A 15,230-nucleotide genomic window follows, 5' to 3' on the forward strand; every position below is an offset into this window, starting at 1 on the left:
TGTCGTTCTGTCCGTGTTTCCTACGTGAGAACCTCCGGTTGCCGCGCCTGCGCAAACCGTAGATTCTCGTCGGCGACATCGCCTTTGAACAGGCGACGATCGGCGTAGTAGCTCATCGACATCACCCACGGGGCGTGCGGTCCCTGTTTCGGCAGGGTGTCGAGAGCGCGCTGGACGTACCCGGCGCCGAAGTCGAGCAACGGCCGGGTGGGCATGCCCGGGTCGGCTACCGGCCACACCGCGTCGTGACCGTGAGAGTCCATGTACCCGAGCAACTTACAGAAGTACTGGCACAGCAACCCGATCTTCAGTGTCCAGGATGCGTTGGTGTACCCGATGGCCAGTGCGAAGTTCGGCACATCGGACAGCATGATCCCGCGGTAGACGACGGTGTCCGGTAGCGAGACCGGGTTGCCGTCGACGGTGAGGTCGATGCCGCCGATGATCTTGATGTTGAGTCCCGTTGCGGTGACGATGATGTCGGCTTCGAGTTCGGCGCCACTCCGCAGGAGGATGCCGGTCTCGGTGAACGACGTGATCCGGTCGGTGACGATCGACGCCTTGCCCGACCGGATGGTGCGGAAGAGATCAGCGTCGGGCACCACGCACAGGCGCTGATCCCACGGGTCGTAGGGCGGGTTGAAGTGGACGTCGACCGGAAAGTCCTCCGGGAGTTGAGACTTGTTGATCTTCCGGATCATTCGTCGCGCCACCTGGGGGAACCGCTGACACAGTTCGAACAGGATTCGCTGCTGCGCGACGTTCTTCTGCCGAGTGAGCGCATATCCCCGCTCGTCGCCGAAGATCTTCTTCAGCGAGTTGGCAATTGCGTCTTCACGCGGCAACGGGATGACGTAGGTCGGCGTGCGCTGCAGCATCGTCACGTGCGCGGCCTCCTCGGCCATTGCGGGCAGCAGCGTCACGGCCGTCGCACCGCTTCCGATCACCACGACCCGCTTCCCGGCGTAGTCGAGATCCTCCGGCCAGTGCTGCGGGTGCACGATCTGACCGCGGAAGCGGTCCTCGCCGGCGAAGTCGGGACTGAATCCCTCGTCGTAGTCGTAATAGCCCGAACCGCAGAAGATCCACCGCGCGCTGATCTGCGTCCGCTCCCCGGTGTCGGTGCGCTCGAGGTCGACGAGCCACCGTGCGTCGTCGGAGGACCAGGCGGCGGCCATGACCTTGTGGTGGTACCGGATGTGGCCGGTGAGGTCGTTCTCCTCGATCGTCTCGTGGAGGTAGTCGAGAATTCGCGGGGCGTCGGCGATCGCCTGCTTGTCGGTCCACGGCTTGAACTCGTAGCCGAAGGTGTGCAGGTCCGAGTCCGAGCGGATGCCCGGGTAACGGAAGAGGTCCCAGGTTCCGCCGGCGGCTGCACGAGCCTCGACAATGGTGAACGTCTTCGACGGACGCTTGGTCCGTAGGTAGCGGGCGGCCCCGATGCCCGAGATCCCGGCTCCGATGATGAGGACGTCGACGCGGTCTGGTGCGGTCACTGTTCACTCCTGGCTGTCCGACGTGGTGCTGTCTCCAGGATGCCAGCTCCGACAAGCCCACCACTTTTCGGCAAACGCACCCCCCATCAAGGTGGTGATTGTGCCGATAAAGGGTGGGTTTACCGCACAGCGCGGAGTGCTACTGCTGTCCGTGCCAGACGGCGTCGAACGGGGCGGTCGAGCTGATGCGACCGACGATCCCGCGGTGGGTGAATTCTTTGGCCGCGCGCACCGCGTCGAGGACGTCGGCGCCCTTGGTCAGTCCGGCGGTGGTCGCGGCGGCGAACACGCAACCCGCACCGGACACGCGCTCGTCGCCCACCTTGGGTGCGCGGAGGATGGTGATGTCGGTGCCGTCGAAGACCACGTCCACCGCTTCGTCACCGGCGAGTCCGACCCCGCCCTTGACGACGACACACTTCGGCCCGAGATCGGCGATCCGGCGAGCCGCTTCGGCGAGGTCGTCGACACTGGCCAGTTCGTCCATGCCGGCGAGGGTCGCGGCCTCGAACAGGTTGGGCGTGACCACGGTGGCCAGCGGGAGGATCTCCGAGCGCAGGGCATTGTCGGTGTCGAGAGCCGCACCGGGCTCCTGACCCTTGCAGATCAGGACGGGGTCGACGACCACGTGCCGCCAGGTCCGCGATGCCAGTGCCTCGGCAACCGTCGAGATGGTCGCGGGCGTGCCGAGCATGCCGATCTTGACGACCTCGGGCTCGTGCGCGACCGTGGCCGCCTCGATCTGGTCGGCGATGACGCCGGCGTCCACCGGCACGAAACGATGGCCCCAGCCGGCCTTCGGATCGAAGGACACGATGCAGGTGATGGTTCCGACGCCGTAGGTGCCGAGCTGGGCGAAAGTGCGCAGGTCGGCCTGGATTCCCGCGCCTCCGGTCGCCTCGGACCCGGCGATCACGTACGACACCACTGACATTGCTCGATCCTTTCGGGGTTCGCAGATGAACCGGGTCCTTTTGTACACCCCCAGCCCTACCCCGTTTGCACCGGAGTCGGCCGTCGCAGCCTCCCGACCGTGACGTTTCCCCGAGCAAACAGCCTGGTGTCCGACACCGCATGGCAGCATCGACGAGCACGGACACGATGCGCGCCATCGTCTGTCGCGGGCTGTGCAGGATCGTGTCGAAGGAGAAACGGACACCCCCATCGAGCCTCCCCCGCCGGCGGGTCGGAGACGCGCGCCGCCCTTGGGAGATTTTCTCCAGACGGTTGACACGGGACGTGATCTATCCAACTAATTAGAACATGTTCATCGGGGGTCAGGGTCGACGTCGTCTCGTGCGCGAACAGTCTCGCGCACGCTTTCCGAGAGGTGGTCGTCTTCGTCGACGTGCCCTCCTCGCCACCTGCGCGGTGGCCGCCACCGCCACACTCGCCGGAATCGGTCCCGCGTCGGCGGACCCGTATGCCGGGTTCTACAACCCGCCGTCGGGCTTCGACGCCCGTCCCGGATCGCTGATCCGATCGGCGCCGTCGTACGCGGCTGTCATCCCGTTCACCGGCGCGAACATCGACGCCCGCACCACCACGGTCATGTATGCGAGCACCGGCGCTCGGAACCGTCCGACGGCCGTGACCGGCAGCGTCCTGGTCCCCCGCACTCCGTGGGCCGGGCGCGGTGAGCGTCCGGTCGTGGTGGTCGGTTCAGGGACCATCGGTGCCGGCGATCAGTGCGCACCGTCACGTCTGCTGCGGTACGGACAGGCCTACGAGGAAATGGCGATCGGAGCGTTGCTCGCCAATGGCTACGCGGTGGCGCTGACCGACTATGAAGGACTCGGCACGCCCGGCGATCACCCCTACCTGAACCGTAGGTCGCTCGGGACATCGATGCTGGACATGGCCCGTGTGGCGCGCAACCCGAAGTTCGGTGTGAGTGCGCAGGCGCCCGTCGCCCTGTGGGGGTACTCCGAGGGTGGTTTCGCGTCCGGCTCCGCCGCCGAACTGGCCGGCTCGTACGCCCCGGAACTCCCGATCTTCGCGGCCTTCGCGGGGGCACCGGCACCGGACCTCGCCGACCTGGCCCGACTCGGAGACGGGAGCCTCCTGGGAGGTGGCGTCGGGTGGGTCGTCAACGGTTTCATCGCCGCGTACCCCGAGCATCGCGCGAAGTTCCTCGCCGCGTTCAACCCGCTCGGTCGGAGTGTGCTGCGAGATGTCAACTCGTACTGCGTGTTCGACGTGATGAGGATGCTTCCGTTCGTGCCGACGACCTTCTACACCAAGGACGGCCGGCCGATCGCGGCGCATCTGCGCAAGGAGCCGTGGCTGACGGCGGTGAACGATCAACGACTCGGCGGGGTCGCCCCGCGGATGCCGGTCCTGGTCAGCCAGAACCGCGGCGACGACGTGGTCGATCCCCGCGGCACTGATCGCATGGTGCGGTCCTGGCGTGCCAAGGGGGCCGACGTCACCGTCGAGACGATGCATCTGCCGGTGTTGTTGCCGGGTACGTTCCTCGGCCACGGCGTGGGCTTGGTGTCCGAACTCGAGGCGCTGAGGTGGCTGAACGCCAAAGCTGCCGCCCTGCCGAAGAACTAACTGATCGGAGAGACGTGAACACCCAGGAGATCGCCGACCGGTTCGAGATCGCCGACGTCCTCTACCGATACGCCCGCGCGGTCGACACCAAGGACTGGGATCTGTGGCGCTCCGTGTTCACCGCGGACGCCACGGTCGACTACATCTCGGCTCCGGCCGGACGGGCCGGGAGTCGGGACGAGATCGCCGCATGGCTCGAGGAGAACTTCGCGTTCGTCACCGTCAGCCAACACTTCATCACGAACATCGAGTACTCCTTCGAAGGCGACCGCGCACAGATCCGGGCGATGTTCTACAACCCCATGCAGTTCGTGGGGATGACCGAGCTCAGCACCTGCGGCGGCAACTATCACCACTCGATGGTCCGCACCGAGACCGGTTGGCGGAGTGAACGTCTGCACGAAGAGAGCCTCTGGTTCGTGAACTCACCACTCGAAGAGCGCGACGCCTGACCCGGCACCGCCACGCGTTATCAACCTGTGGCCGTAGGGAACGATCCGGCACCGACACCCGGCGACCGGGCCGCGGTCGACGTTTCCACTCCTAGCCTGAGGGGTACCGCCCGAAGGTACAGAGGAGTCATGTGAACGAAGCGCGAACCTGTCTGGTCACCGGAGCCACCGGCTATGTGGGAGGCCGTCTGGCACCCCGGTTGCTCGAACGTGGGCACCGTGTCCGCGCGCTGGCCCGGACGCCGTCGAAGCTGTCCGACGCGCCGTGGACGAACGACTCACGTGCCGAGGTCGTGAAAGGTGATCTCTCCGACCGGGACTCGCTTCTCGCTGCCTTCCGCGGCGTCGACGTCGTTTATCACCTCGTGCACTCGATGAGCAACGACGCGGATTTTGCGGCCGAGGAACGACGCTCCGCAGAGAACGTCGTGGCAGCAGCACAGGCGTGCGGCGTGTCCCGGATCGTCTACCTCGGCGGGTTGCACCCCGAGGGCACCGATCTCTCCGAACATCTGGCATCGCGAGCCGAGGTCGGCGACATCCTCATCGACTCGTCGATCGAGACCGTCGCACTGCAGGCCGGGACGCTCATCGGGTCCGGGTCGGCATCGTTCGAACTCATCCGCCACCTCACCGAGCGGCTCCCGGCGATGACGACGCCGCGCTGGGTGAGCAACAAGATCCAGCCCATAGCCGCTTCCGACGCGCTGTACTACCTGGTCGAGGCGGCGACCGCGGAGGTCCCGGAGTCACGGACGTGGGACATCGGCGGTCCGGACGTCCTCGAGTACGGCGACATGATGCAGGTCTACGCGCAGGTCGCCGGTCTTCGTCCGCGCACGATGGTCGTCCTCCCGTTCCTCACGCCGTCGGTGGCGAGCCGCTGGGTCCGCCTGGTGACCCCGATCCGAGGGAAGATCGCGCGACCGCTGATCGAGTCGCTCGAGTGCGACGCCGTCTGCCGGAACCGCGACATCGACTCGATCATCCCCCGCCCGCCGGGTGGCCTGACCCCGTACCGCCGAGCGGTCGCCGAGACGCTGAGCCGCGCCGAACGCGGCTCAGAGGCCGCGACGTGGGCGAACGCGAACGCTGACACCCCCGCAGCCGAACCCATCCCGACCGACCCGGACTGGGCCGGCGAGGAGGTGTTCGAGTCGACGTCCGCAACCGTCCAGAACGGCACACCCGACGACATCTGGGACTCGCTCGAACGGAGGGGACGCGTAATCGCGGAGAAGCAACCGGAGTTCCTCCGCGTCCAGGTCAGCGAGAACTCGCGCGGCAACGGGTTCGTCGAGTACGCACTTCGTGACCTCGGCCAGAAGCCTGCACGCACCGAGGTCACCACCACGTGCCGCTTCTTTCCGCACGGGGTCGTCGGACTTGCCTACTGGCGGCTCGGGTGGCCGCTGCGCAAGCTCGGTGTACCAGCCGTGGATCCGTTTCACTGAGGCACAGATCGAATTCAGTGCGGTACGGACCGGGCTACGGCTGATCGGCTGTCGGCCGGGATACAGTCAGCACACCCGCCGCCCGGGCGGTGCCGGCAGGACCGGCTGAACGACGAGCAGAAGGTGAGCGGGTGTCGCTGTCGGAACGGATCGACGACTTCCAGCGACGACACCCGGCGACCGGGTTCCCGCTCGCGGTGATCTACAAGTTCGTCGACGACCAGGGCGCCTATCTGGCCGCCCTGTGCACTTACTACGCGTTCATCTCGCTGTTCCCGCTGCTGTTGCTGTTCTCGACGATCCTGGGCATCGTGCTCGCCGACAATCCGGCTTTGCAGGAGCGCATCCTCGACTCGGCGATGAGTCAGATCCCGGTGATCGGCAGCCAACTCGGCGAGCCCGAGAAACTCAGCGGCGGGATCCCGGCGCTCATCATCAGTGTCCTGGTCTCGCTGTACGGCGGTCTGGGAGTCGCCGTCGCGGCCCAGAATGCGATGAACACCATCTGGGCCGTCCCCCGCAACGAACGACCGGATCCGATCTTCGTGCGCCTGCGCGGCCTGGTCCTGCTGTCGACGGTCGGCCTCGCCGTCATCGGACTGACCGTCGTCAACGGCATCGCCGCCGGCATCGAGCTCGGCGTCGCCGGCCGCTGGTTCGCGATCCTCGGCTCGGTCGTGCTGAGCACGCTCGTGTTCATCGTGGCGTTCCGGTTCGGCACTGCTCGCGCCCTGTCCGTCCGCGACGTGCTCCCCGGAGCGCTCGCGGCCGCAGCATGCTGGCAGGCGATTCAGACCTTCGGCGCGGTGTACGTCGGGCGCGTCATCGCCAATGCGAGCTCGACGAACGGGGTCTTCGCGATCGTTCTCGGCCTGCTCGCGTTCCTCTACGTGACCACGATCGTGCTGGTGTTCTGCCTCGAGGCGAACGCCGTCCGCGTGGACCACCTGTACCCGCGGTCGCTGCTGACGCCGTTCACCGACAACGTCATCCTCACCGAGGGCGACGAAGCCGCGTATGCGGCGCAGGTTCGGGCGCAGCGGAACAAGGGGTTCCAGGAGATCGACGTGACCTTCGACAACCCTCGTGAGGGCCGGACGAACGGCGAGAGCTCCCCGGACGGTCAGCCCGGCGACGAACCGAGCTGACCACTCAGCGCATCGAGCCGGTGTCCAGGAACCGCTGGTGGAAGCTGAACGCCTCGTCGAGGATGTGCGGGGTCTGGCCGGCCGCGGGCATCGCCTCGGCGCGGGCGAAGTAGTCGTTCAGCATCGGCCGGAACTCCGGGTGCGCACACTTCTCGATGATCAGCCGGGCACGGCGTCGGGGTGACAGCCCACGCAGGTCCGCCAGTCCCTGTTCGGTGACCAGCACCTGGCAGTCGTGTTCGGTGTGGTCGACGTGCGGCGTCATCGGGACGATCGACGAGATCGCACCGTCCTTCGCCGTGGACGGGCTCATGAACAGCGACACGTAGCCGTTGCGCGCGAAATCGCCCGAACCGCCGATGCCGTTCATGATCTTGGTGCCCATCACGTGCGTCGAGTTCACGTTGCCGTAGATGTCGGCCTCGAGCATGCCGTTCATCGCGATCACGCCGAGACGACGAACGACCTCGGGATGGTTGCTGATCTCCTGCGGACGCAGGGTGATGTGGTTCCGGTAGAAGTCGACGTTGGCCGTCAGCTCCTCGATGCCGGCCTCGCTGAGTGCCAGAGCGGTCGACGACGCGTGTGCGACGGTCCCGTCCTTGATCAGCCGCAACATGCTGTCCTGGATGACCTCCGAGTAGCAGGTCAGACCTTTGTAAGGGCCGCGGTCCAGACCGCCGAGGACGGCGTTGGCGACGTTGCCGATGCCGGCCTGCAGAGGCAGCAGTGTGTCGGCGGGCAGCCGACCGTTGCGGACCTCGTAGTCGAAGAACTCGAGGACGTGACCGGCGATCGCCTCACTGATCGCGTCGGGCGGGGTCACCGGGCTGGCGCTGTCGCGTTGGTTGGTCTCCACGACCGCGACGACCTTGGCCGGGTCGACCCGGAACGTCGGCTGCCCGATTCGATCCTGCACCCGGGTCAGCGGGATCGGCTTGCGGTGCGGCGGCAGTGCGGTGCCGTAGTAGACGTCGTGCATGCCCTCGACGGCCTCGGGAATCCACGAGTTGACCTCGAGGATCACCTTCTTCGCGACGTCGAGCCAGGTCTTGTTGTTCCCGATGGACGCGGCCGGAATCAGCTCCCCCGATTCGGTGATTCCGGAAACCTCGACGACGGCGACGTCGACCTGGCCGTAGTAGCCCACCCAGACCTGCTGCGCCACGTGGGACAGGTGGATGTCGACGTAGTCCATCCGGCCGTCGTTGATCCGCTTGCGGGCCGTGCTCTCCGACTGGTACGGCATGCGCAGCGCGATGCCGTCGACCTCGGTGAGGAGACGTTCGGTTTCGGTCGAGACCGAGGCGCCCGTCAACAGGTTGATCGTGAAGTTCGAGCCGTTCGCCCGGGTGTTCTTGATCTTGTCGGCGAGGGCCGGGATGACGACCTTCGGGGTTCCGGCACTGGCAAAACCGCTGATCGCCACGGTGTCGTCCGGCTGTATGTACTTCACGGCGTCGTCGGCGGACATCACCTTCGACGCGAACGCGGTGTTGCGAATACGTCCCGATGGCACGGAACTACCTACTGAGGGGGTCACGTTCCCCAGGATAAGCACAGATGCACATGGGCAAAATCACGGATTACCGAGACATGTCGATTCAGACATGGTATAAGCCGCCGTGTGAGAAGGTCGCTTGACCAACACTGCAGAGTCTCAGTGCACTGCGCTCAGTTGAACAGGACTCCTTCATCGGTGGAGAGGCGTTTGCGCGAAGCCGCCCCGAGAACGGTACGGACCCGCAGCCGTGGGCTGCGGGTCCGAAATCGGGTGTGCGTGGGGTCAGTTGGCGGAGCCGACCGTCGCCGCCGGTCGACCGCTGTCGACGGCGAGCCAGGGCAGCTTGGTACCCAGAGCCGCGTCGACGCTGAAACGGCCTGCGCCTACGACCGCGAGGAGGAGCGCGCCGGCGCCGAGGGTCAGGACGAACTCGTAGCCGCCGTCGGACGCCCAGAGACCGTTGTCGATGTGGGTGATGAACACCGCGCCCAGCATGTCGATGACGAAGAGGATCGCGACGACCGGGGTGAATGCGCCGACGATCAGTGCGATGCCGCCCAGGATCTCGAGCCACGTGACCAGGAACGCCGAGACCGCAGGCAGCGGAACGTCCATCATCTCGAACCCGGCCTTGGGTCCGGCCCAGCCGTTCTGCTGGAACTTCTGCAGGCCGTGGGCCAGGAACACGACGCCGATCGCGATGCGTGCGAGGAGGATTCCCACGCTACGGACGATGGGATTGGACATGGAAACCGCCTTGGATTCGAGAGGGATGACTTGACGTGTCAATTGACGAACCTAAGTGGATTGAGTTGAAGAGTCAAGTGAAGCTTCAAGTGAATCGATCCGATAGACTGCCCGGGTGTCCGGAGAGCAAGAGCCCGAGTGGCTCGACGACGAGGAGATGGACGCCTGGATCCAGGTGGCCACGGCGCTGGCCCGGCTCCCCCATGCCCTCGACGCACAGCTGCTCCGCGACGCTCAGCTCACCCACTTCGAATACGAGGTCCTCGCTGCGCTTTCCGAGGCGCCCGATCACACATTACGGATGAGCGAGCTCGCCGAGATGTCCTACGGCTCCCTCTCACGGCTCTCCCATGTGGTGAGCCGGCTGGAGAAGCGCGAATGGGTCCGCCGCTACCAGTGTCCGGAGGACGGACGCTTCACCAACGCCGTGCTGACAGCGGCGGGATGGGAGAAAGTGGTGGCCACGGCACCCGGCTATGTCGCCAATGTGCGGCGGCTGGTCGTCGACCGTCTGACCCGCACCCAACTACGGCAGGTGTCGGCGATCGGACGGCGGATCAACGACACCGAGTCCGGTTCGCGCTGAGGGTCATTCGCGACTCGGATTCAACTGCTGCGTCCCCAGGACGTTGAGCAGTTCGATCTTCTCCGCGGCATCGGTTCGCGGAGCGGCGGTGAGGACGAGAAGTACCTGGGCCTCGTCCTCGGTGAACAGAGCCTGGCAGTCGACCTCGATGTGTCCCAGCTCGGGATGGATGAGGGTCTTGTGGTCCTCGAATCGCCGACTGACCAGGTGTGTCTCCCACAGCGCGGCGAATTCCTCACTCCGGCGGCACAGTTCGCGCACCATCTCCCCCGCGCGCGATCGCGCTCCCATCACGCCGTAGGCCGCTCGCAATGACGCGACCTGCGCGCGGCTCTGGCGGTCGTGATCGTCCTCCGGGTAGCGGCGCCGCTCGACATCGGGTTGGGTGAACCACCGGTAGATGGCGCTGCGCTCGAAACCGGTCAGGTGGCTGACATCGCCGAACAGGGCTCGGGCCGAATCGTTCTGAACCAGCGTCTCGCCCAGCGCGGAGAGGATCAGCGCCGGGGTGCCGGTGAGGCGGTCGAGAACTCGGAGCAGACCGGGGGCGATGTAGTCGGAACCGACGACGCGATCGGGAGCACTGTGCCCGGCGACGCGATACATGTAGTCGCGTTCGTCCGGCGTCAACCGCAGGGCACGAGCCAGCGCCGCGAGCATCTGGGTACTCGGTTGTGGCCCACGACGCTGTTCCAAACGGGTGTAATAGTCGGTCGACATCGTCGCGAGCTGCGCGATCTCTTCGCGCCGCAGGCCCGCGGTCCGACGCCGCGCACCGGTCACCAGCCCTACATCCGAGGGCTGGAGGTTGTTCCGCCGACTGACGAGGAAGCCGGCGAGCGCGTCACGATCCATCGGTGCAGTATCGCGCGCACGCCGACGCCTCAGCCAGGGATCGCCGATCCCCCGATGAGCGCACTCTGGATGTCCGGCCGGCTCCGACGAACACTCGAATGCATGAACATCACCGGAAACACCATCTTCATCCCCGGCGCCACCAGCGGCATCGGACTCGCTCTGGCACTCCGCCTCCAACAGAAGGGCAACACCGTCATCGTCGGCGGTCGGCGCACCGAACTCCTCGAACAGATCCGTACCGAACATCCCGACATCCACACCGTGGCCATCGACACCGCCGACCCCGGCAGCATCGACGCCGCGGCCGCTTCGGTCATCGCCGAACATCCTGACCTCAACGTCCTGGTCACGATGGCCGGCATCATGCGGGTCGAGGACTGGACCTCCCCCGCCGGATTCCTCGCGACCGCGGAGGCCACCGTGACGACGAACCTACTCGGGCCGATCCGGCTGATCGGCGCCTTCATCGAGCATCTGCAGACACGTCCGCACGCCACGATCATGACGGTATCGTCGGGTCTGGCGTTCACCCCGCTGCGCGTCACGCCGACGTACAACGCCACCAAGGCGGCCATCCACATGCTCAGCGAGTCTCTCCGACTGCAGTTCGACGGAACCACGGTCGAGATCGTCGAGCTCGTACCGCCCGCGGTCCGCACGGATTTGATGCCGGGACAGCGCGACAGCGAGTTCGCCATGCCCCTCGACGATTTCGTGACCGAGGTCATCGAACTCATCGACACGCAGCCGGACGCCACCGAGATTCAGGTCGACCGGGTGAAGTTCCTACGTCATGCCGAGTCCCGAGGGGACTACGCCGAGGTCGTCGCAACGCTCAATCGGCTTGACCCGCACTGAACTCGTCCCGCGCGATCCGTACTGCCACCGGCACGGGCAGTGTCGGCCGATCACTCCGCACGAGGCGCGTGCAATCTGTCCAGGAACGGAACCACCGCCGGATCGACGTCCCCGCGGCCGGTCGTGCCGAGTCTACGGACGAGCTGTCGCACAGCGGGTCCCGCGTCGAGCACGGGTTGCACGAGACCCAGACGCGCACAACGATCGAGGATCGGAAGCAGGAGTTCTTCCGCCTCAGAAGCAGATCCACTCGCGGCGACGCATTCGGTCAGCAACAGTCGGGCCTTGAGTGCCGCTCTGGGTCGGGCCTTCGTGTCGATCGACGCGGTGAGGGCGTGTGCGCGGCGGCACGCGGCGCGGTGGGCGTCGTCGGCGCCGACGGCCAGCAGTGCCCGGATGGCAGCCTCCTCGGTCTTCTCGGCGGTGACCTGGACGATCCCGTCGGGAAAGTCGTGTGGCATCTCGGCCGGAAACGAGTCCGCGGACAGCGCCGACGCGCCGATTCCGGAACGGAGGCGCTCGGCGGTGATGTGCGCCGCCATCCGCGGCAGGTGCAGCGCCTGTGCGAGCCGATCCCCGGTGTCCAGGCGTTCGGCAGCCTGATCATCCTGTCCGAGAGCGTGTTTCGCGCGTGCGCCGACGACATGGGTGGCAAGCATGATCTCCACGATGCCACCCTCGGCGCCCAGGTTGTAGGTGTCGTCGAGGAGCTGCACTGCCTCCTCGACCTGACCGCGCTCGTAGAGCAACTCCCCGAGTAGTGCGCCGCTGAGGCGAGACCCGTAGGACCGGTCCTCGTCGGAGGCGCGGGCAAGGCTCATCGCGTGCCGGAACGCCGCCTCGGCAGAGTCGAAATCGAGCTGTTCCCGCGTCGCCACGCCGTCGAGGATGTATCCGTAGATGACGCTGAACGGCCCTTTCGTCCGCCGATGGTGCGGACGCGCCCAACGCTGCCAGTCTCGTGCCTCGTCGTAGGCGAACCGCTGGACCTCGCGGAACGATCCAATGGCGGCGACACCGGACAGAACCCACGGGCGGAGGTTGTCGGCGCGCACCACGCACGCCTCGACGGCTTCGTCGATGCCGTCGAGTTGGTCGTCGAGAACGGTCATCGCGGCACGGATGAGTGCCGTCTCCGCGCGTATGTCGGCGACGTCTTCGTCTGTGTCGGGCCCGGGCGGTAGGGCTGCGTCGATGTAGGCCAGTGCTGCGTTGGCCGGCGCCCGGTGGTGCAGGAGCGCGTGAGCCCAGGCGATCATCAGTTGCAGGTCGGGCCGCTGCCTACGGGCCGTGAGCGGGAGCTTCGCGGCGAGGCCGAGCACGGTGATCATCTTGGACTGCTCGAGCATGTCGTAGCCCTCGCGTTCGACCAGTTCGATCGCCTCGGATTCGTCGCCGGCAGCGAGATGGTGGTCGACGGCTGCACTGAACATGCGCCGTTCGGCGAACCACCTGGCAGCCCGCCGATGGAGCTCGTCGCAGCGGTCCGGCTCCTGCTTCTCGAGCCGGCGACGCAGGAACTCGGCAAACAGGTGGTGATAGCGGAACCACTGTCCTTCGGGGTCGAGCCTGGTGAGGAACAAATCGCGTTCCTCGATGTCCTCGAGCACGCTCTGCGCGCGTCGTCGACCGGTCAACGCGGTCGCGAGAGATGCGCAGATGCGCTCACCGACCGACGTCGCCAGCAGGAAGTCGAGCAGATCCGGGTCGAGACTGTCGAGGACGTTCTCGGCGAGGTAGTCCCCCAGCTCGCGGTGATTCGCCGAGAACTGACGAATGGCGGCGCGGGGATCATCGTGCTCGCGAAGCGCCAGCGACGCCAGTTGCAGGGCCGCCACCCACCCGTCGGTGGTCTCCTCCAGCTCGGCGACATCGGTGTCGTCGATCGACAACCCGGTGCCCCCGATGAGTAGTTCCCGCGACTCGTCGATGTCGAAACGCAATGCCGTAGAGTCTATTTCGATCAGTTCGTGCTTCACCCGGAGGCGACTGAGCGGCAGATGCAGACGAGTCCGGCTGGTGACGACGAGCTGCAGGTGATGGCAGCCGTTGTCGATCAGGAACCGCGCGATCGCCCGGCTCGCCGGGTTGGTGATCCGGTGCCAGTCGTCGAGCACGACCCGGATGTGCTCGTCGGTTGTGTGGGCTCGATTGATCAGCGTGGTCAGCACGTATCGCTCGGCGCCCTCGCCGTACTCCTCCAAGGTGCGGGTGAGCTCGGTCCCGAGGCCGGGAAGTGTCACGCTGATGGCGTCGACGAGGTGGGACAGGAACCACGCGGGGGTGTTGTCGTCCTCGTCGATCGCCAACCACGCGGTCTTGCCGCCGGAGGCCTCGGCCGCCTGGACGTACTGGATGGCCAGAACGGTCTTCCCGTACCCGGCGGGTCCGTGGATCAGGATCAGGCGGGTTCGGTTGTCGGTGGCGAGTCGCTCGAGCAGTCGGATGCGCGGAACCGTGGCGTGGGCCATGACCGGTGGCCGGTATCTGGTGGCGACGACGGGAGGGCACCCGGCATCCGATCCGTTGCCGGGCGTGCCCAGATGGAGATACCCCGAGGTGTCGATGGACGAGTCGGCGTCGGTGCGCGTAGGACCGTCGATGCCGGCGAGGAGCGGAACGGGCACGTCGGCAACGGGGAGGCCGAGTTCGAGGCCGGCCCGCCGCAGTGCCTCGCCGAACTCGAGTGCGGTTGCATAGCGGTCCGCCGGTGTGCGGGACACCGACCGCGCGATGACGGTCCACACGGGCTCCGCCACACCCTGTACGCGCAGGTCCGGGAGCGGATCGGTGGTGATCCGCAAGAGCTGGGCGACCAGGTCCTCGTTCTTGCGGCGTCCGTACGCCGGTCGACCGGCAAGCGCCGCGTACAGAGTGGCGCCGAGTCCGTACACGTCCGAGGCCACCGACGGCGAGTCGCCCCGCAGCACCTCCGCTGCGGTGTAGGCGGGGGTTCCGAGGACCAGCCCGCGGCTGGTGTCGTCCCGATCGGCGAGGCGGGCGATGCCGAAGTCCGTCAGCTGTGGTTGCCCGTACTCGGTGAGCAGGATGTTCGAGGGTTTGAGGTCCCGGTGCAGGACGTCGGCTCGGTGCGAGGTCTCCAGGGCCCCGGCCATCTTGATACCCAGGTCGATGACGTCGGCTACATCGCAGCGTCCCTGTCGCCGGAGTCGGGTGTCGAGCGATCCGCGGACGTGAAAAGGCATGACGATGAACGGGAATCCCGATCGCGTAACGCCCGCCTCGAGGATGTGGACGATGTTGGGGTGACCCGACAGGCGTCCCATCGCCTGCTGTTCGCGGAGGAACCGCACTCGATCGGTCTCGTCGCCACCGGTCCGCAGCACCTTGACCGCCACCTCACGGTCGAGCGCGGGCTGTCGGCACCGATAGACGACTCCGAAGCCGCCACGACCCGCGATCCGGGCGTCGGTGAAACCGGCCGCGCTCAGATCTTCCGCGATCTCCCGGGCAGGGGGATCGGGGGACTTCGTGACTGTCCGGCGGGCCATCGAGCGTTCTAGAGGTCAGATCGTGGCATCGTCGATCGCGGTCGGTCGGCTGGACT

At 66.6% G+C, this 15,230-nt stretch carries 12 protein-coding genes; 6 read left to right on the forward strand and 6 right to left on the reverse strand.

The genetic code is table 11. The features are described 5' to 3' along the window. Positions 1 to 20: 20 nt before the first annotated feature. Both GKZ92_RS11100 and GKZ92_RS11105 read right to left on the reverse strand, forming a co-directional pair. On the reverse strand, positions 21 to 1,496 hold the full coding sequence (locus tag GKZ92_RS11100; RefSeq protein ID WP_035752424.1) for a flavin-containing monooxygenase: 1,476 nt from the start codon (positions 1,494 to 1,496) through the stop codon (positions 21 to 23). A 139-nt stretch (positions 1,497 to 1,635) separates the two neighbouring features. Further along, positions 1,636 to 2,430: a hydroxymethylpyrimidine/phosphomethylpyrimidine kinase gene (locus GKZ92_RS11105; RefSeq protein WP_006357263.1), complete on the reverse strand. Its 795-nt coding sequence runs from the start codon at positions 2,428 to 2,430 to the stop codon at positions 1,636 to 1,638. A 437-nt stretch (positions 2,431 to 2,867) separates the two neighbouring features. Between GKZ92_RS11105 and GKZ92_RS11110 the strand changes: the two genes are divergently transcribed. The 4 genes from GKZ92_RS11110 to GKZ92_RS11125 all read left to right on the forward strand — a co-directional run bounded on the left by GKZ92_RS11110 (position 2,868) and on the right by GKZ92_RS11125 (position 7,109). Further along, a complete protein-coding gene (locus GKZ92_RS11110; protein ID WP_075863082.1) occupies positions 2,868 to 4,055 on the forward strand; it encodes a lipase family protein in 1,188 nt (395 codons plus the stop codon). A 14-nt stretch (positions 4,056 to 4,069) separates the two neighbouring features. Then, the gene (locus tag GKZ92_RS11115; RefSeq protein WP_155225258.1) at positions 4,070 to 4,507 is read left to right on the forward strand and encodes a nuclear transport factor 2 family protein; all 438 of its coding nucleotides are present in this window, start codon (positions 4,070 to 4,072) and stop codon (positions 4,505 to 4,507) included. A 131-nt stretch (positions 4,508 to 4,638) separates the two neighbouring features. Then, entirely contained in the window at positions 4,639 to 5,961 is a 1,323-nt protein-coding gene (locus tag GKZ92_RS11120) for an NAD(P)H-binding protein (protein WP_155225259.1), read from the forward strand. A gap of 131 nt (positions 5,962 to 6,092) precedes the next feature. Continuing rightward, positions 6,093 to 7,109 (forward strand): YihY/virulence factor BrkB family protein, encoded by a 1,017-nt coding sequence (locus GKZ92_RS11125; protein WP_035752436.1) that lies wholly within the window; start codon positions 6,093 to 6,095, stop codon positions 7,107 to 7,109. A gap of 4 nt (positions 7,110 to 7,113) precedes the next feature. Here GKZ92_RS11125 and GKZ92_RS11130 read toward each other — a convergent pair whose 3' ends face one another. Further along, positions 7,114 to 8,628: an acetyl-CoA hydrolase/transferase family protein gene (locus GKZ92_RS11130; protein WP_035752438.1), complete on the reverse strand. Its 1,515-nt coding sequence runs from the start codon at positions 8,626 to 8,628 to the stop codon at positions 7,114 to 7,116. A gap of 267 nt (positions 8,629 to 8,895) precedes the next feature. Further along, complete coding sequence (locus GKZ92_RS11135) at positions 8,896 to 9,360, reverse strand: DoxX family protein (RefSeq protein WP_006359123.1); 465 nt, start codon at positions 9,358 to 9,360, stop codon at positions 8,896 to 8,898. A gap of 115 nt (positions 9,361 to 9,475) precedes the next feature. Between GKZ92_RS11135 and GKZ92_RS11140 the strand changes: the two genes are divergently transcribed. After that, positions 9,476 to 9,946 carry a MarR family winged helix-turn-helix transcriptional regulator gene (locus tag GKZ92_RS11140; protein WP_006359122.1) on the forward strand — a complete coding sequence of 157 codons (471 nt, stop codon included), beginning with the start codon at positions 9,476 to 9,478 and terminating at the stop codon, positions 9,944 to 9,946. A gap of 3 nt (positions 9,947 to 9,949) precedes the next feature. Here GKZ92_RS11140 and GKZ92_RS11145 read toward each other — a convergent pair whose 3' ends face one another. Further along, positions 9,950 to 10,801 (reverse strand): helix-turn-helix transcriptional regulator, encoded by an 852-nt coding sequence (locus GKZ92_RS11145; protein WP_006359121.1) that lies wholly within the window; start codon positions 10,799 to 10,801, stop codon positions 9,950 to 9,952. Between the two features lie 102 nt (positions 10,802 to 10,903). On the opposite strand from GKZ92_RS11145, the gene GKZ92_RS11150 reads away from it, so the two are divergent. Continuing rightward, positions 10,904 to 11,662, forward strand: coding sequence for an SDR family oxidoreductase (locus GKZ92_RS11150; protein ID WP_006359120.1), 759 nt, complete (start codon positions 10,904 to 10,906; stop codon positions 11,660 to 11,662). Positions 11,663 to 11,712: 50 nt separating this feature from the next. On the opposite strand, the gene GKZ92_RS11155 is transcribed toward GKZ92_RS11150, so the two are convergent. Further along, the gene (locus tag GKZ92_RS11155) at positions 11,713 to 15,174 is read right to left on the reverse strand and encodes a serine/threonine-protein kinase (protein WP_155225260.1); all 3,462 of its coding nucleotides are present in this window, start codon (positions 15,172 to 15,174) and stop codon (positions 11,713 to 11,715) included. Positions 15,175 to 15,230 lie beyond the last annotated feature (56 nt).

It is taken from the genome of Gordonia sp. 135 (assembly GCF_009720185.1).
Classification (GTDB): domain Bacteria; phylum Actinomycetota; class Actinomycetes; order Mycobacteriales; family Mycobacteriaceae; genus Gordonia; species Gordonia alkanivorans.